General features: G+C 45.4%; 13 protein-coding genes. 11 read left to right on the top strand and 2 right to left on the bottom strand.

The window, feature by feature from the left end; all coding sequences use genetic code 11:
* Both OH456_RS14940 and thiI read left to right on the top strand, forming a co-directional pair.
* Positions 1–936, top strand: a complete 936-nt coding sequence (locus OH456_RS14940; protein WP_031493734.1) for a flagellar motor protein MotB — start codon at positions 1–3, stop codon at positions 934–936.
* A gap of 240 nt (positions 937–1,176) precedes the next feature.
* Positions 1,177–2,625 carry a tRNA uracil 4-sulfurtransferase ThiI gene (gene thiI / locus OH456_RS14935; protein WP_065311685.1) on the top strand — a complete coding sequence of 483 codons (1,449 nt, stop codon included), beginning with the start codon at positions 1,177–1,179 and terminating at the stop codon, positions 2,623–2,625.
* Between the two features lie 92 nt (positions 2,626–2,717).
* On the opposite strand, the gene OH456_RS14930 is transcribed toward thiI, so the two are convergent.
* Positions 2,718–3,485, bottom strand: a complete 768-nt coding sequence (locus OH456_RS14930) for a DUF1853 family protein (RefSeq protein ID WP_270033899.1) — start codon at positions 3,483–3,485, stop codon at positions 2,718–2,720.
* Positions 3,486–3,569: 84 nt separating this feature from the next.
* Here OH456_RS14930 and OH456_RS14925 point away from each other — a divergent pair, with 84 nt between their 5' ends.
* Complete coding sequence (locus OH456_RS14925; protein WP_124940705.1) at positions 3,570–4,328, top strand: Nif3-like dinuclear metal center hexameric protein; 759 nt, start codon at positions 3,570–3,572, stop codon at positions 4,326–4,328.
* Positions 4,329–4,403: 75 nt separating this feature from the next.
* On the opposite strand, the gene OH456_RS14920 is transcribed toward OH456_RS14925, so the two are convergent.
* Positions 4,404–5,693: a citrate synthase gene (locus OH456_RS14920; protein WP_006074261.1), complete on the bottom strand. Its 1,290-nt coding sequence runs from the start codon at positions 5,691–5,693 to the stop codon at positions 4,404–4,406.
* Positions 5,694–6,088: 395 nt separating this feature from the next.
* On the opposite strand from OH456_RS14920, the gene sdhC reads away from it, so the two are divergent.
* The 8 genes from sdhC (at position 6,089) to sucD (ending at position 15,682) form a co-directional block, all read left to right on the top strand.
* Positions 6,089–6,481 (top strand): succinate dehydrogenase cytochrome b556 subunit, encoded by a 393-nt coding sequence (gene sdhC / locus OH456_RS14915; RefSeq protein WP_270033752.1) that lies wholly within the window; start codon positions 6,089–6,091, stop codon positions 6,479–6,481.
* On the top strand, positions 6,475–6,822 hold the full coding sequence (gene sdhD, locus OH456_RS14910; protein WP_006074263.1) for a succinate dehydrogenase, hydrophobic membrane anchor protein: 348 nt from the start codon (positions 6,475–6,477) through the stop codon (positions 6,820–6,822). Before sdhC ends, sdhD begins: the two co-directional genes overlap by 7 nt.
* Entirely contained in the window at positions 6,823–8,589 is a 1,767-nt protein-coding gene (gene sdhA, locus OH456_RS14905; RefSeq protein ID WP_038225391.1) for a succinate dehydrogenase flavoprotein subunit, read from the top strand.
* Between the two features lie 15 nt (positions 8,590–8,604).
* Positions 8,605–9,315 carry a succinate dehydrogenase iron-sulfur subunit gene (locus OH456_RS14900; protein WP_006074265.1) on the top strand — a complete coding sequence of 237 codons (711 nt, stop codon included), beginning with the start codon at positions 8,605–8,607 and terminating at the stop codon, positions 9,313–9,315.
* A 101-nt stretch (positions 9,316–9,416) separates the two neighbouring features.
* Entirely contained in the window at positions 9,417–12,227 is a 2,811-nt protein-coding gene (gene sucA, locus OH456_RS14895) for a 2-oxoglutarate dehydrogenase E1 component (protein WP_124940707.1), read from the top strand.
* Between the two features lie 28 nt (positions 12,228–12,255).
* On the top strand, positions 12,256–13,461 hold the full coding sequence (odhB, locus tag OH456_RS14890) for a 2-oxoglutarate dehydrogenase complex dihydrolipoyllysine-residue succinyltransferase (protein ID WP_006074267.1): 1,206 nt from the start codon (positions 12,256–12,258) through the stop codon (positions 13,459–13,461).
* A gap of 182 nt (positions 13,462–13,643) precedes the next feature.
* A complete protein-coding gene (gene sucC, locus OH456_RS14885) occupies positions 13,644–14,810 on the top strand; it encodes an ADP-forming succinate--CoA ligase subunit beta (RefSeq protein WP_038225388.1) in 1,167 nt (388 codons plus the stop codon).
* On the top strand, positions 14,810–15,682 hold the full coding sequence (sucD, locus tag OH456_RS14880) for a succinate--CoA ligase subunit alpha (RefSeq protein ID WP_006074269.1): 873 nt from the start codon (positions 14,810–14,812) through the stop codon (positions 15,680–15,682). Before sucC ends, sucD begins: the two co-directional genes overlap by 1 nt.
* Positions 15,683–15,744 lie beyond the last annotated feature (62 nt).

Here is a 15,744-nt window from a genome sequence, read left to right as displayed (position 1 = left end):
GTGGAAGAGGAACAAAAATGCGATTGTCCACCACCGGGTCTTCCCCAATGGATGGGCACATTTGCGGATTTGATGTCGCTACTCATGTGCTTCTTTGTACTTCTGTTGTCATTTTCTGAAATGGATGTACTGAAGTTCAAGCAAATTGCGGGCTCTATGAAGTTTGCCTTCGGGGTACAAAATCGCCTTGAGGTGAAAGATATCCCTAAGGGTACCAGCATCATCGCACAAGAATTCCGACCAGGTCGCCCTGAACCAACGCCAATTGACGTCATTATGCAGCAGACCATGGACATCACTCAGCAAACGCTAGAGTTTCATGAAGGTGAGTCAGATCGCGCTGGTGGTAATCAGCGAGACGATGGCAAAATGACGGGTGGTCAAACAGCGGATAGGACTCAAAAGAACCAGATTGGTACGGCATCGGCACAGAGCGAACAAGAAAATGAAGATCTCGATAAACTAGAAGAGATCATCAAGAAAGCGTTGCAACAAGAGATTAAACAGGGTGCTGTTGAAGTAGACAACTTGGGACAACAACTGGTGATTCGGATTCAAGAAAAAGGAGCCTTCCCAGAGGGGTCGGCCTTCTTGCAGCCTAAATTTAGACCTCTTGTTCGTCAGGTTGCTGATTTAGTTAAGGATATACCTGGCCAAGTCCGTGTGTCAGGGCATACGGATAACTTGCCTTTGGATTCTGAGCTGTACCGTTCTAATTGGGATTTATCGTCTCAGCGAGCTGTTTCTGTTGCCCAAGAGATGGAGAAAGTAAAAGGCTTCTCTCATCAAAGGTTGCGAGTGCTGGGAGTGGCTGATACCGAACCTTTGGGCCCGAATGATACTGAGCGACAGAGAGCGCGCAACCGCCGTGTTGAAATCAGTATTATGCAAGGGGAGCCAGTGTACACTGATGAGGTGTCTGCAGACGGTCAATAAAATGTGCACTATTACTATGAAACACCAGCGTTCAGCGCTGGTGTTTTTTATTGTGCTGAACGCTACAATTGCAACACTCGCATCTTAACTACGTAGAGTATATACTTGCGCCCCAAATAGACGAATGCCCGCTCTAGTCTCAAACTTGGCACGATGAGTTGGGTGAGTTTGTACTACAGTTGATATTTGTTACCTATACTGTCGTGCTCAGACAGCATTGCAACGAGATGTGAAAAGACTATGAGATTTATCGTAAAGCCCCATCCAGAGATTTTTGTAAAAAGCGATTCAGTGCGTAAGCGCTTTACAAGAATCTTAGAGTGCAACCTGCGAATTATTATCCAGCGCCGTACGGAATCTGTAGCGGTATATAACCGTCGTGACCACATTGAAGTGAATGCTAGCTCTGATGAATACTACAACGAGGTGTTGGAGATCCTAACTCACACCCCGGGTATCCATCATGTTCTTGAGGTTCAGCAATCTGATTTTGAAGATATGCACGATATCTACGAGCAGGTGTTGGAACTAAACGGCAGCCGTATCGAAAACAAAACTTTTGTTGTTCGAGCTAAGAGACGCGGCAAGCACGACTTCACCTCAATCGAGCTCGAGCGCTATGTTGGCGGTGGCTTGAATCAAGCTGTCGAAAGTGCTCGTGTGAAACTGTCTAAGCCTGACGTAACAGTAAACATCGAAGTTGCGAACGATAAACTGAATCAAATCATCGCTCGCCATAAAGGGCTTGGTGGTTTCCCTCTTGGAACACAAGAAGATGTGCTGAGCTTGATTTCAGGCGGCTTTGATTCTGGAGTGTCGAGCTATCTGCATATTAAACGCGGTTCTAAAACGCATTACTGTTTCTTCAACTTAGGCGGCCCTGCTCACGAGATTGGCGTTAAGCAAGTTGCGCATTACTTGTGGAACAAGTATGGCTCTTCAGCGAAAGTGAAATTCATCTCGGTGGACTTTGAACCGGTTGTTGCTGAAATTCTTGAAAAAGTAGAAGACGGCCAAATGGGCGTTATTCTTAAGCGTATGTTTATGCGTGCTGGTGGAATGCTTGCTGAAAAGTTTGGCATTGAAGCCTTGGTAACGGGTGAAGCACTCGGCCAGGTATCAAGCCAAACGCTGACTAATTTACGTCATATAGATGGTGTCACTGACACATTAATTCTTCGCCCTCTAATCAACTGGGATAAAGAAGACATTATCGACCTTGCTCGTGAAATCGGTACTGAAGATTTCGCTAAGACCATGCCTGAGTACTGCGGGGTGATTTCTCGTAAGCCAACTGTGAAGGCTGTGAAAACTAAGCTAGAAGCTGAAGAAGAGAAATTCGACTTCGGGATTCTTGAGCAAGTAGTGCGTGATGCGCGAATGATGGACATTCGTGATATCGAAAAAGAAAGTCAGGAGCAAGCGCCTGAAGTCGAGCAAGTTCAAGCAGTTGAAGAGCACGCTATCGTTTTAGATATTCGTAGCGCAGAAGAAGAGGAAGAGAGTCCGTTGGAACTCGATGGCGTTGAAGTTCAACACCTTCCATTCTTTAAGTTAGGAACCAAGTTTGGTGACTTAGACCAGTCGAAAACGTACCTGCTGTACTGTGATCGCGGCGTAATGAGTCGTCTTCAAGCTTTGTATTTGCAAGAACAAGGTTTTAACAATGTGAAGGTGTATCGCCCTTAGGGATCGTCTTTAAAGCGATAGACAAATCACAAGGTAAAAATGGGCGCTTTATTAGGGCCCATTTTTTATGCCCGTTATTTATGGCTTTAAAGTTACATACTACTCTGCGGCCAGTCATCGGGAACAATAAACCAAAACTGACCAGTTTCAGACTGACAATGGATAAAGTGTTGTGGCAGTTCAGTCACTGGCACTTTGTTTTCGTTGTTGAATCCCGTAGCCCAAAGAGGTTTGGATAGTTGGTACAAAGGCTCCGTAACCCTTTCAAACTGACTTTGATAACACCAAAAGCCAGTGACTCGCTCCGGATTGATCTTCAAACCTAGACAGTATTCTGGAACTGTAGTCTTTTCAAATGGGTTGACGTAAAGTCTGCCTTGCATCAGTAGGTGCTGAGAAATGTCATCAATGTTCGGATACAAAGCTTGAAACGCTTCTGTACTAGTCATAATAAGTTGGTGCTCAAGCATGCGATGCAATTTCTTATCCAGGCGATCTTTGGCATTTGGTCCATACCAATAGCCGTCCTTGAGTAGATAGAACTTTATTGCCACTTCCCAATGCTCAATTTGCTCAGTGGCAAGGTTATCCAAAATAAAGTCGATAGCACCAATAGTTCGGTTATTTTGCTGCAACTGCAATTCTTCGACTATAACTTGATACTCATGACTGGCTTCAAACTGTCGACGACACAGTTCCTGATACAAAAAACCGAGTCTAGGGTTGCCGTCATAGTCGCTGTGAACTGTAACATCTGAATCCATACTGATGCAGGGGAAGTAGGGCGAGATTCTGTGGTCATTCATCATTAGACTAGGACTAGTCCTTATCCAAGATAAGAATTCCTTTATAGTATTCATGCTCATGTGTTTGCGTTTTCCTTTCGACAACCCTAGATTAAATTGCTATAACCACGGAAATCAAGAAATTGCTCAGGAAGTGCTATGAATAACTTACAACTCGAAGCGGTGCTCAATGAAAAGTTGTCTCCTCAATTGATTAAAGACTATTGTCCAAATGGACTACAAGTTGAAGGCGCTAGTGAAATAAAAAAGGTAGTGACAGGTGTAACGGCCTCGCAAGCACTGATCGATTATGCGGTATCTGTTAACGCGGATGCTCTATTAGTTCATCATGGTTATTTCTGGAAAGGCGAACCTGAAGCCATTCGTGGTATGAAAGGAAAACGTATTCGCACCCTTATCAAAAATGATGTTAATTTGTATGGTTACCATCTACCTCTGGATATACACCCTGAACTTGGCAACAATGCGAGATTAGCTGAATTACTCGACATTGAAGTGATTGATGGACTAGAAGGGCACCCTCAGTCTGTAGCTATGTTTGGTAAACTGGCTCAACCGATGACTGGTGAAGCCTTTGCTCAGAAAATTGCTCAGGTTCTCTCTAGAGAACCGCTTCACATTGCACCTGAACAAGCGGAGAAAATGATTGAAACGGTAGGTTGGTGCACCGGTGGTGGTCAGGACTATATTGAACTTGCTGCATCTAAAGAGCTCGATGCATTTATCTCAGGTGAGATCTCTGAGCGCACAACCTACACAGCCCGTGAATTGAACATCCACTATTTTGCGGCGGGCCACCATGCAACTGAAAGATATGGTATTAAGGCTCTGGGTGAGTGGCTAGCATCAGCGCATGGCCTTGATGTCGAGTTTATCGACATTGATAATCCAGTTTAGACTTTCTTCTAATAAAAAAGAGCAGCGTAAGCTGCTCTTTTGTTTTCAGATGTTGTGTCTGATTGATGTGCTCTGTTATTCACGCTCGTGAAGCGGTTTGAAATCACGCATTTCTTCACCAGTATAAAGCTGGCGAGGACGACCGATACGGTTGCCTGGATCGCTGTGCATTTCGTTCCAATGAGCAATCCAACCCACAGTACGAGACATCGCGAAGATAACCGTAAACATAGAAACAGGGATACCAATCGCTTTAAGGATAATACCTGAGTAGAAGTCTACGTTTGGATACAGTTTCTTCTCAACGAAGTACTCATCTGAAAGTGCTATACGCTCAAGCTCCATTGCCACGTCGAGTAATGGATCTTTGATGTTTAGCTCTTTCAGTACTTCGTGACACGCTTCGCGCATTACTGTTGCACGTGGATCGTAGTTTTTATAAACACGGTGTCCAAAGCCCATTAGGCGGAATGGGTCATCTTTATCTTTCGCGCGCTCGATGAATTCAGGGATCTGATCAACAGAGCCGATTTCTTCAAGCATACGCAAACATGCTTCGTTGGCACCACCGTGAGCAGGGCCCCATAGTGATGCAATACCAGCTGCAATACACGCAAATGGGTTAGCACCCGATGAACCAGCAAGACGTACTGTAGAAGTCGAAGCGTTTTGCTCGTGGTCTGCGTGCAGAGTGAAGATTTTATCCATCGCACGTGCAACGATAGGGTTCACTTCATACTCTTCACATGGATTAGCAAACATCATGTGTAGGAAGTTTTCCGCATACGTTAGATCGTTACGAGGATAGATGAATGGTTGACCGATTGAGTACTTGTAACACATAGCTGCAAGTGTCGGCATCTTAGAAATCAAACGATAAGCCGCGATTTCACGGTGAGTATCATTATTAATATCTAAAGAATCGTGATAGAAGGCTGCAAGAGCACCTACAACTCCGCACATAACCGCCATTGGGTGAGCATCGCGACGGAAACCGTGGAAGAAACTCGCGATTTGTTCGTGAACCATGGTGTGGCGTGTAACGATTTGTTTGAAACTCTCATATTCTTCTCGTGTAGGGGCTTCACCAACAAGAAGGATATAGCAAACTTCAAGGTAGTCTGCATTGTTAGCTAACTGATCGATTGGGAAGCCACGGTGCAGTAGCACACCTTTGCCGCCGTCGATATAAGTGATTTGAGATTCACAGGATGCAGTGGCAAGAAAACCTGGGTCAAAAGTAAAGTAACCATTGGCTCCAAGTTTACGAACGTCGACTACTTGTGGTCCGATAGAACCATCCATAATCGGCAGCTCGATTGGCGCTTGACCTTCAATATGAAGGGTCGCTTTCTTATCTGCCATAACAATCTCCTTTGTTTATTATTTAATCCGTCCAGGATGTTTGTGTGCCAATTTTTTACTTCGCTTCGCAGTTAAAGTCAATTTTTAAACGGTGATGTGTGCACTTGTTATGATTTTTTATAGAAAAATGGTTAAAAATCTGTTCTGTGTAGCATATTTTGTTACACCAATTGTATTAGAATGTTGCCAACCGTATAGTTGCGGTGAAATTGTTGGTCAAATCCTTATAAATTCTAGGGTACAAACCGAGGTGAGGTCGATTTGGATCTTAGTCTGTTAACATTATTGTTACAATTATCTCTCTTGTAACACGAATTTATTGTTAACTTTATGTTAACTTTTGAGGCTTACGGACCAAAATTTATTCATAACAATAAATGGCTCAATGGAGCTGAGTGAGCAAGCCCGTGAAAGAAAGAAAGTCCAGACCTGTTAATTTAGATTTGCAGACAATTCGCTTTCCGATCACAGCAATCGCTTCCATCCTGCACCGTGTGTCGGGTGTGATTACGTTTGTGTCGATCGGTATACTTCTTTGGTTACTATCCAAATCACTCTCTTCTCCGATTGGTTTCGCAGAAGCTGCTGACATCGTCGATGGTTTCTTCGTGAAATTTATCCTTTGGGGAATTTTGACGGCATTGGCGTACCACATTGTTGGTGGTGTGCGTCATTTGATTATGGACCTAGGCTATTTTGAGGAGCTCGAGTCGGGCACCAAAAGCGCTAAGGTTGCCTTCATCGTGACAGGTATTCTGTCACTGCTGGCTGGAGTATTGGTATGGTAAACAACGTCTCAACATTTGGTCGTAATGGCGTGCACGATTTCTTATTGATTCGTGCTACCGCTATCATTATGACGCTTTATACGATTTATCTCGTGAGCTTCTGCGCGTTTGCAGGAGACATTTCCTACGTATCGTGGACCAATTTCTTTGGTGGTACTTTCACTAAAGTCTTCACTATGTTGGCGCTAGCTTCAGTGCTTATTCATGCGTGGATTGGTCTATGGCAAGTTCTTACAGACTACATCAAATGTGCCAAGCTTCGTGGTGCGCTGCAACTGACTTTTATCGCAGTGCTTCTTGGTTACTTCTTCTCTGGTTTCTTTATTCTGTGGGGTGCGTAAGTGTCTATTCCAGTTCGTGAGTTTGATGCCGTAGTAATCGGCGCTGGTGGTGCGGGCATGCGTGCTGCACTACAAATTTCAGAGCAAGGCCTATCATGTGCATTGCTATCCAAAGTATTTCCTACTCGTTCACATACAGTATCCGCTCAGGGTGGTATCACAGTAGCGCTAGGAAATTCTCATAAAGACAACTGGCAGTGGCATATGTATGACACTGTTAAAGGTTCTGACTACATTGGTGACCAAAACGCTATCGAGTATATGTGTAAGAATGGTCCTAAGTCTGTTATCGAACTAGAAAAAATGGGTCTACCGTTTTCTCGTTTTGAAGATGGCTCGATCTACCAACGTCCATTTGGTGGGCAGTCTAAAGAGTTTGGTGGCGAGCAGGCAGCACGTACAGCAGCTGCAGCTGACCGTACTGGTCATGCTTTGCTTCATACGCTTTATCAGCAAAACATTAAGCACAAGACCACAATTTTCTCAGAGTGGTATGCACTTGACCTAGTGAAAAACCAAGACGGTGCGATTCTTGGTTGTACTGCGTTATGCATGGAAACCGGTGAGATTTGTTACTTCAAGTCTAAAGCAACCATTCTAGCGACAGGCGGTGCAGGTCGAATCTACGCTTCTACTACCAATGCTCACATCAACACTGGTGATGGTGTCGGTATGGCGTTACGTGCAGGCGTTCCTATGCAAGACATGGAAATGTGGCAGTTCCACCCAACTGGTATCGCTGGCGCTGGTGTACTAGTAACAGAAGGTTGTCGTGGTGAAGGTGGCTATCTTCTTAATAAAGATGGCGAACGCTTCATGGAACGTTATGCACCAAATGCAAAAGACCTTGCTGGTCGTGATGTAGTTGCTCGTTCAATGATGATTGAAATTCGTGAAGGTCGCGGCTGCGATGGTCCATGGGGTCCACATATTAAACTGAAATTGGATCACCTAGGCAAAGACGTACTTGAGTCGCGCCTTCCAGGTATTTGTGAACTTTCTCGAACGTTTGCACACGTTGATCCAGTTAAAGAGCCAATCCCTGTTATTCCAACGTGTCACTACATGATGGGTGGTGTACCAACGCAAGTTTCTGGTCAAGCTATTAAACAAGATGCTTCTGGAAACGACCTTGAAGTACAAGGCCTATTTGCTTGTGGTGAAATTGCTTCTGTATCGGTTCATGGCGCTAACCGTCTAGGTGGTAACTCATTGCTTGACCTCGTGGTATTTGGTCGTGCTACTGGTCTTCATCTTGGTGAAACTCTGGCCGCGCAAACAGAAGCTCGTCCAGCGACGGAATCAGACATTGAAGAGTCACTGGCACGTACTATGCGCTGGGAAAACAGCACTTCAGGTGAAGATCCTGTTCAAATTCGTAAAGATCTACAAACTTGTATGCAAAACAGCTTCTCGGTATTCCGTGAAGGTGATGCAATGGCAACAGGTCTAGAAGAGCTAAAAGTGATTCGTGAGCGCCTACAAAACGCACACCTTGCAGATAAGTCTTCAGAATTTAATACCCAACGCGTTGAGTGTTTAGAGCTTGATAACTTGATGGAAACGGCATTCTCTACAGCGGTTGCGGCGAACTATCGTACAGAAAGCCGCGGAGCACACGCTCGTTTTGACTATCCAGACCGTGATGACGAGCAATGGCTATGTCACTCTATCTACAACCCGGAAACTGAACAGATGACGAAACGTGATGTCAACATGACACCAGTTCATCGTGAAGCTTTCCCACCGAAAGCACGTACGTACTAGAGGGAGGACCAGACTATGAAACTTAATTTCTCTCTATACCGTTACAATCCGGATGTAGACAATAAGCCTTACATGAAGGCATACACGCTTGAAGTTGATGAAGGCTCTGACATGATGGTGTTAGATGCTCTGATTCTTCTGAAAGAGCAAGACCCAACGCTATCATTCCGTCGTTCTTGTCGTGAAGGTGTTTGTGGCTCTGATGGCCTAAACATGAATGGCAAAAATGGCCTGGCTTGTATCACGCCACTGTCAGCTCTGGAAGGGAACGAGATCGTAATTCGACCACTTCCTGGATTACCTGTAGTTCGTGACTTGATTGTCGACATGACTCAGTTTTATGATAACTACGCGAAAGTTAAGCCGTTTCTTATTTCGGATGGCAATTTGCCACCTTCGCGTGAAAATCTGCAAATGCCAGAAGAGCGAGCGCATTTGGATGGATTGTATGAGTGCATTATGTGTGCATGTTGTACGACATCTTGCCCGTCATTCTGGTGGAATCCAGATAAATTCATTGGACCAGCAGGTCTACTTGCCGCGTACCGTTGGTTGATTGACAGCCGCGATACAGCAACAGATGAACGCTTATCAAATCTTGACGATGCATTTAGCGTTTTCCGTTGTCATGGCATCATGAACTGTGTCAGTGTATGTCCTAAAGGATTAAACCCGACAAAAGCAATTGGCCACATCAAGTCAATGCTTGTGAATCGTTCGGTGTAACAAATAATAAAATTGCCGGCTCGACCTTTGGAAGAGCCGGCTTCTAATAGCTCGGCGTAGACCGAAGCATACGTGAAAACTACTACTGGTTAAGGGAAAATATGCACAATGGTGTGATGAAGGCATGGCTCGAGTCTTCACACTTGGCAGGCGCCAATGCAACGTACGTAGAAGACCTCTACGAACTGTATCTAAGTGATCCCGATCAGGTAAGTGAGGAGTGGAGACGTGTTTTTGAAGGGTTGCCTGTGCAACCTGACGATGTGGTTGAACAACCGCATTCACGTGTCCGTGATTACTTCCGACGACTCGCTCAAGAAACAAAGCATTCAAGTGTTCAAGTAAGTGACCCCGAGGTCGATGCTAAACAAGTAAAAGTACTGCAGCTAATCAACGCTTACCGCTTCCGCGGTCACCAAGCTGCTAACCTAGATCCGCTGGGTTTATGGAAACGTCCGATTGTTGAAGAGCTGGAACCTGCTTTCCACTCTCTTACTGAAGACGATTTAGATGAGACATTTAATGTTGGCTCTTTTGCAATTGGGCAAGAAAGCATGACATTACGTGATCTTCATAAGGCGCTGCAAAAAACCTATTGTGGCTCCGTTGGTGCAGAATACATGCACATGACCAACACCGCACAAAAACGTTGGATCCAGCAGCGTTTAGAATCAGTAGTCGGTCAACCCTCCTTTGATATTGAACATAAGCACACTTTCCTTGAAGAACTGACTGCTGCGGAAGGGCTTGAGCGCTATTTAGGTGCCAAATTCCCAGGTGCAAAGCGTTTCTCTCTAGAAGGTGGCGACGCCCTTATTCCAATGACTAAAGAACTTATCCGCCATGCTGGTAGCAAGGGGATGCGTGAAGTTGTGATTGGTATGGCGCACCGTGGTCGTTTGAACATGCTGGTCAACGTCTTGGGTAAGAAACCACAAGATTTGTTTGATGAGTTTGCGGGTAAGCATGACGAAACATGGGGTACTGGTGATGTTAAGTACCACCAAGGTTTCTCTGCTGACTTTGCAACGCCTGGTGGAGATGTGCATTTAGCTCTAGCATTTAACCCATCTCACCTTGAGATCGTTAACCCAGTAGTTATTGGTTCTGTGCGTGCTCGTCAAGATCGCTTAGGCGACAAAGATGGTCGTTCGGTACTGCCGATTACCATCCACGGTGACTCTGCAATCGCGGGTCAAGGTGTGGTTGCTGAAACGTTCAACATGTCTCAAGCACGAGGCTTCCGAGTCGGTGGTACGGTTCGCATTGTTGTGAATAACCAAGTCGGCTTTACTACTTCAAACCCACATGACATGCGTTCTACGATGTACTGTACTGACATCTCTAAGATGGTACAGGCACCGATATTCCATGTTAATGCTGATGATCCTGAAGCCGTTGCATTTGTTACTCAAATCGCATTGGACTTCAGAAATGAATTTGCTAAAGATGTGGTCATTGACTTAGTTTGCTATCGTCGCCACGGCCATAACGAAGCAGATGAACCAAATGCTACTCAGCCATTGATGTACCAAAAAATCAAGAAGCACCCAACTCCACGTAAGTTGTATGCCGATGTGCTAATCGAGCGTGAAGAGAGTGATATTGAAACTGCGACTCAAATGATCAATGAATATCGTGATGCACTGGATCGAGGCGAAGTGGTATGTAAAGAATGGCGTCCTATGGCTCTGCACTCAGTAGACTGGTCTCCATATATGGACCGAGAATGGGACGAAGAATGGGCGAGTGAAGTTAAGACAGAGCGTCTTATTGAGCTTGGCCAACGTCTTGGACAGTATCCAGATAGCCATAAACTGCAAAGTCGAGTCAATAAACTCTACAACGATCGCGCTGCTATGATGAGCGGTGAGAAAATGATCGATTGGGGTATGGCTGAAACGCTCGCGTACGCTACGCTTCTGGATGATGGAAAACGTATTCGTATTTCTGGTCAAGACTCAGGCCGAGGAACCTTCTTCCACAGACATTCGGTTCTGCATAATCAAGATGATGCAAGTACCTATATTCCTCTAGCTAACCTGCACGACAAACAGGGACCTTTCCAAGTCTTTGACTCCGTACTGTCTGAAGAAGCGGTACTGGCATTTGAATACGGTTATGCTACTGCGGAACCAAGCGGTCTAACTATTTGGGAGGCGCAGTTTGGTGATTTCGCTAACGGTGCACAAGTTGTCATCGATCAGTTCATATCTTCTGGTGAACAAAAGTGGGGGCGTTTGTGTGGCCTGACTATGCTATTGCCACACGGTTATGAAGGCCAAGGCCCAGAACACTCTTCGGCAAGACTGGAGCGCTACTTACAGCTTTGTGCTGAACAAAACATGCAAGTGGTAATCCCATCTACGCCAGCCCAGGTGTATCACATGATTCGTCGTCAAGTGGTTCGCCCGATGCGTAGACCGCTTATCGTTATGTCGCCAAAATCGCTACTAAGACATCCACTGTGTACTTCAACTATTGAAGAGCTTGCACAAGGTACGTTTGAACCTGCGATCGGGGAAATTGACGATATTGCTCCAGAGAACGTGAAACGTGTCGTTTTCTGTTCAGGTAAAGTTTACTTTGACTTACTTGAGCAGCGTCGTAACAACGACCAAGATGACGTTGCTATCGTTCGTATTGAGCAGTTGTATCCATTCCCAATGGATGACGTTAGAGCGAAGATTGCTGCTTATACCAATGCGAAAGATTTTGTGTGGTGTCAAGAAGAGCCTCAAAACCAAGGCGCTTGGTATTCGAGCCAACATAACTTCCGTGCGGCAATCCCTGTAGGAGCAGAACTGAGCTATGCTGGCCGACCAGCATCAGCGTCTCCGGCAGTAGGTTATATGTCAGTACACTTAAAACAACAGAAAGCGTTAATTTCAGACGCGTTGACTCTAGATTAAGAACTAGAAGTAAAAGGAAGACACAGATATGACAATTGAAATTCTGGTTCCAGACTTACCTGAATCAGTTGCAGACGCGACAGTCGCAACTTGGCATAAAAAACCAGGCGAAGCGGTAGCGCGTGATGAAGTTATCGTTGATATCGAAACCGATAAAGTAGTTCTAGAAGTACCGGCTCCTGATGCGGGGGTTCTAGAGGAAATTATTGAAGAAGAAGGTGCAACGGTACTTTCTAAACAACTAATCGCTAAGCTTAAGCCAGGCGCAGTCGCAGGTGAACCAACTAGCGACACGACTGACTCTACAGAAGCTTCTCCAGATAAGCGCCATAAAGCCTCACTAACAGAAGAGTCTAATGATGCATTGAGCCCAGCGGTTCGCCGCTTATTGGCCGAGAATGATTTGACGGCAAATGATGTGACAGGCACTGGTGTTGGTGGTCGTATCACACGTGAAGATATTGAAGCGCACCTAGCGGCGGCCAAAGCAGCACCTAAAGCGGAAGCTGAAGTAGCTGTGGCTCCTGTGCTTGCTCGTAGCCAGAAGCGTGTTCCGATGACGCGCCTACGTAAGCGTGTTGCTGAGCGTTTGCTGGAAGCGAAGAACAGTACTGCGATGTTGACAACATTTAACGAAGTGAACATGAAACCTATCATGGACCTTCGTAAGCAGTACAAAGACCAATTCGAAGAGCGTCATGGTACACGTTTAGGTTTCATGTCTTTCTATGTGAAAGCAGTAACGGAAGCATTGAAGCGTTACCCTGAAGTAAACGCGTCGATTGATGGCGATGATATTGTGTATCACAACTACTTCGACATCAGCATGGCCGTCTCCACTCCTCGTGGCTTGGTTACGCCGGTACTTAAAGATTGCGACACTTTAGGTTTTGCTGACATCGAGAAAGGTATCAAAGAGCTAGCGATTAAAGGTCGTGACGGTAAGCTAACTGTTGAAGAGTTGACAGGTGGTAACTTTACTATCACAAACGGCGGTGTCTTTGGTTCTCTTATGTCTACGCCAATCATCAACCCTCCTCAGGCTGCTATTTTGGGTATGCACAAAATCCAAGATCGCCCAATGGCGGTGGACGGCAAAGTAGAAATTTTGCCGATGATGTACCTAGCTCTGTCTTATGATCACCGTTTAATCGATGGTCGTGAATCCGTAGGCTTCTTGGTAACCATCAAGGAACTACTGGAAGATCCAGCACGCTTGCTACTTGATGTGTAATTAAGCGTTGTTTTTATTTTGGACGTATGGACGTCTAAAATAAAAGGAGCTAGACTTGCTCACGTCTAGCTCCTTAGTAAGCCCTTAAGGCGACTCTAACGAGTACTCCTACAGACGTATAACCGATACCGGTTTTATGGAAATAAAAAATCCCTCAGGGATATAACAAATGGAATCGCACAATGAATTTGCATGAATATCAAGCCAAACAGCTGTTTGCAGAATTCGGATTGCCTGTACCAGAAGGCTACGCATGTGACACCCCACAAGAAGCGTTCGAAGCCGCTGGTCGTATCAGTACTGAAAAGAAAGTAGTCAAATGTCAGGTTCACGCTGGTGGCCGCGGTAAAGCGGGCGGCGTTGAACTTCACGATACCAAAGACGGTGTTAAAGAGTTTGCTCAAAAGTGGCTAGGCAAAAACCTAGTGACTTACCAAACAGACGCCAATGGTCAGCCAGTTACAAAAATCCTAGTAGAAGAAGCATCAAATATTGCTAACGAGCTGTACCTTGGTGCAGTCGTTGATCGCGCTTCTCGTCGTATCGTTTTCATGGCATCAACAGAAGGCGGTGTGGAAATTGAGAAGGTAGCAGAAGAGACACCTGAGCTGATTCATAAAGCAGCGATTGATCCATTGGTTGGCCCTCAAGCTTACCAAGGCCGCGAGCTTGCATTTAAGCTGGGCCTTGAAGGCGACCAAATCAAACAATTTGTGAAGATCTTTATGGGTCTTGGCAACATGTTTGCACAGTACGATCTTGCTCTGCTGGAAATCAACCCTCTTGTTATTACTGGCGAAGGCAACCTACTGTGCCTAGACGGTAAGATCAATATCGATTCAAACGCGCTTTACCGCCAACCTAAGCTTCGTGAAATGCACGATCCTTCACAAGAAGACGAGCGCGAAGCACATGCCGCACAGTGGGAGCTAAACTACGTTGCTCTTGATGGAAGCATTGGTTGTATGGTTAACGGTGCAGGCCTAGCGATGGGTACTATGGACATCGTAAACCTTCATGGCGGTCAACCTGCAAACTTCCTAGATGTTGGTGGCGGCGCGACAAAAGAGCGTGTTACAGAAGCATTCAAAATCATCCTATCTGACAGCAATGTAAAAGCTGTATTGGTAAATATCTTCGGCGGTATTGTACGTTGTGATCTAATTGCAGACGGTATCATCGGTGCGGTTGAAGAAGTAGGTGTTGAAGTCCCTGTTGTTGTTCGACTTGAAGGTAACAATGCGCCTCTAGGTTCGAAGAAACTGGCAGAAAGTGGTCTTAATATCATTGCTGCAAACTCGCTAACAGAAGCAGCGGAAAAAGTAGTTGCTGCAGCGGAGGGCAAATAATGTCTGTACTAATTAATAAAGATACAAAAGTTATCTGCCAAGGTTTCACTGGTGGTCAAGGTACGTTCCACTCAGAGCAAGCGATTGAATACGGCACACAGATGGTTGGTGGTGTATCTCCTGGTAAAGGTGGTCAAACTCACTTAGGTCTGCCTGTATTTAACACTGTGCGTGAAGCTGTTGAAGAAACGGGTGCAACGGCATCTGTGATCTACGTTCCTGCACCATTCTGTAAAGACGCGATCCTTGAAGCTATCGATGCGGGTATTAAGCTTATCGTGACTATTACAGAAGGCATTCCGACACTTGACCTTCTTGATGTAAAAGTACGTCTCGATGAAGCTGGTGTGGTAATGATTGGTCCAAACTGCCCAGGTGTTATCACTCCTGATGAGTGCAAAATTGGTATCATGCCTGGTCACATCCACAAGAAAGGCAAAGTGGGTATCGTTTCTCGTTCAGGAACACTGACGTATGAAGCGGTAAAACAGACGACTGATGAAGGCTTTGGTCAGTCTACTTGTGTCGGTATCGGTGGTGACCCAATCCCTGGTTCTAACTTTATCGACATTCTTAAGCTGTTTGAACAAGATCCAGAGACTGAAGCGATCGTAATGATTGGTGAAATTGGTGGTACGGCAGAAGAAGAAGCGGCGGCGTTTATTAAAGATAACGTCACGAAGCCAGTAGTGTCTTACATTGCAGGTGTTACAGCTCCTCCAGGTAAACGTATGGGCCATGCTGGTGCGATTATCTCTGGTGGTAAAGGTACCGCTGAAGACAAGTTTGCAGCATTAGAAGCTGCAGGCGTTAAAACGGTTAAGAGCCTAGCCGATATCGGTAAAGGTCTGCGTGAAATTACTGGTTGGTAATTCGACGTATAAAAAAAGCCCCTGCCTTGAAAGAGGCAGGGGCTTTTTTGTGCAAGAGCTTA

The organism is Vibrio sp. La 4.2.2 (assembly GCF_027586995.1).
GTDB classification, from domain to species: Bacteria; Pseudomonadota; Gammaproteobacteria; order Enterobacterales; family Vibrionaceae; genus Vibrio; species Vibrio mediterranei.
This window is presented reverse-complemented; position numbering and strand designations above follow the sequence as displayed.

What these genes read in the sequence shown, in the direction of transcription:
- thiI (WP_065311685.1), top strand. Translation starts at nt 1,177, where the DNA reads ATGAGATTTATCGTAAAGCCCCATCCAGAGATTTTTGTAAAAAGCGAT.
- OH456_RS14900 (WP_006074265.1), top strand. Translation starts at nt 8,605, where the DNA reads ATGAAACTTAATTTCTCTCTATACCGTTACAATCCGGATGTAGACAAT.
- sucC (WP_038225388.1), top strand. Translation starts at nt 13,644, where the DNA reads ATGAATTTGCATGAATATCAAGCCAAACAGCTGTTTGCAGAATTCGGA.
- sucD (WP_006074269.1), top strand. Translation starts at nt 14,810, where the DNA reads ATGTCTGTACTAATTAATAAAGATACAAAAGTTATCTGCCAAGGTTTC.
- OH456_RS14930 (WP_270033899.1), bottom strand. Translation starts at nt 3,485, where the DNA reads ATGAATACTATAAAGGAATTCTTATCTTGGATAAGGACTAGTCCTAGT.
- sdhD (WP_006074263.1), top strand. Translation starts at nt 6,475, where the DNA reads ATGGTAAACAACGTCTCAACATTTGGTCGTAATGGCGTGCACGATTTC.
- OH456_RS14920 (WP_006074261.1), bottom strand. Translation starts at nt 5,693, where the DNA reads ATGGCAGATAAGAAAGCGACCCTTCATATTGAAGGTCAAGCGCCAATC.
- OH456_RS14925 (WP_124940705.1), top strand. Translation starts at nt 3,570, where the DNA reads ATGAATAACTTACAACTCGAAGCGGTGCTCAATGAAAAGTTGTCTCCT.
- sucA (WP_124940707.1), top strand. Translation starts at nt 9,417, where the DNA reads ATGCACAATGGTGTGATGAAGGCATGGCTCGAGTCTTCACACTTGGCA.
- odhB (WP_006074267.1), top strand. Translation starts at nt 12,256, where the DNA reads ATGACAATTGAAATTCTGGTTCCAGACTTACCTGAATCAGTTGCAGAC.